Genomic DNA, 1,801 nt, shown 5'->3' with positions numbered 1-1,801 from the left:
TGCAAACGCTGCCCACCAGACTGCACTAAAAACCAATGAAGCCCAAAACCTGGAAGAAAGAAAAAACAATCAGCAAGGTTTTTTCAGCGCGATTAAGTCGCTAATGTCCGGCGATTTTGCCGGTTTCATGGATTTCGTGAATAAGAAATTATCAAACGAAAAAGCCATGAACGACTCCCGCCTGCAAAACTGGACCAGCAAGGGGCAGGAAATTCTTTCAGGTGTTGCGGCCGGGCTGCAAATGATGCAAAAACTTTCAGAAGCCAGATTACAAAAAGAGCTTTCCAACATTACCAAGGAAAAGGATGCACAGCTTAAATCCTGGAAAGACAAGTACGATAAAGGTCTGATCAACAAGGATACTTACGAAAAGGAAATTGACAAGATCAACAAAAATGCCCTTGAAAAAGAACACGAAGCGAAGGTAAAAGCCTGGAAGCGCGAACAGAAAATGCAGATCGGTATGGCGCTGATTAATGCTGCCATGGCCGCGCTGAAATCATTGGCCATGATGGGTTTCCCGCTTGGTCTGATTGGTGTGGTTGCGTCAGCAGCACTTGCAGCCGTCCAGATCGGGATCATTAAATCACAGCAGCCGCCAAGTATGGCCAAAGGTGGATATATCCGCAATGCCGGCGTTCCCCAGGGACCACAGCACGGTCAAAGTTATGGTCAGTCAGGTATCGCACTTACACGCCGCGACACCGGCGAAGAAGTAGGAGAAATGGAAGGTGACGAACCGATCATGATCTTATCGCGCAATACTTACAAAAACAACCGGGTGATGATCAACGCACTTTTGGATTCATCCCTTCATAAAAACGGCGCTCCGATCCATGCCGCAAAAGGAACCGTTTTCGGTAATGATGGAGGTGATTACCGAAGCCTTCTGGAACCACTCCGTAAAGGAGAATCATATCTTTTTGGATCCAAAAAGAAAAAAGCCCAGAAGGCCGCCGACGAAGCCGCTGCACAAGCCGAAGCGGATGCCGCAGAAATGCAGGCAGAGCTGGATGCCGAACTTGCCGCCGCCAATGCTGGCCTGGGCGATACTGGCGGATATGATGCCGACATGAACCCATACGGCGATGTGGAAGGTGGAGACGCGGACGCAACCAACGGCGCCACATCCGCCGAAATTGGTAAAAGTCAGCAGATGATGGCCACGATCGGAAAGAATACAGCAGCCACAAAAGATGCGGTCCAGGACTTAAAACCACCATTGGAAAACATCGCCGGAAAAATGGATCAGCTGATCGGTGCCATGAACCGTGCCGCTGACGGATCATGGGCGGCGGCCAGCGCCGGCAACCGGGCAGCAGATGCCGCTGCCATGGCCGGAAGAAACAATCTGTAATTTAATCCTGATCATGAAAAAACGAATTGATATTTTAATCGACGGCACACCCCTGGATCTTTTCCCAGGGACAAGCTTTACCCTGGAACGTTTCAATCCTGTATTTGACTTTGGAACCGTGCAGGGTTCCAAAGTGTACAGGTTTACGGTTCCCTTTTCTCCGACCAATAACAGCATTTTCAAGTATGCCGCGGATCCGCAATCAGTCGGGGATCCTCAGAATTATTACACCGAAAAAATTGCAGACGGCGACACCATCGAGCGCGGGTTTACGTATCTGGAAAAGGTAACAGCATCCGGATACGAAATCAGTTTCGGCTCCAACCTGGGCGACTTCTTTGGCGATTATCAGGACGTTCCCTTGAATCTTCTGCCCTTTGGGAGTGAGCCGCTGCCTGCCAATCATGCAAACATTCCGGTTGAAAAATTTGAAGGAGGTACGGA

Annotated in this window: 2 pseudogenes; both read left to right on the top strand. The window is 49.6% G+C overall.

Going from position 1 to position 1,801, the window contains the following annotated elements:
- A pseudogene (locus AC1XUO_RS29575) lies at positions 1–1,357 on the top strand (hypothetical protein); the annotation flags it as partial.
- Positions 1,358–1,370: 13 nt separating this feature from the next.
- Positions 1,371–1,801 (top strand): annotated as a pseudogene (locus AC1XUO_RS29570) (hypothetical protein); the annotation flags it as partial.

The organism is Dyadobacter sp. HNCC25DJ186, from assembly GCF_056895235.1.
The sequence above is the reverse complement of the archived record's forward strand: the minus strand, read 5'-3'. Positions and strand labels throughout refer to the sequence as shown.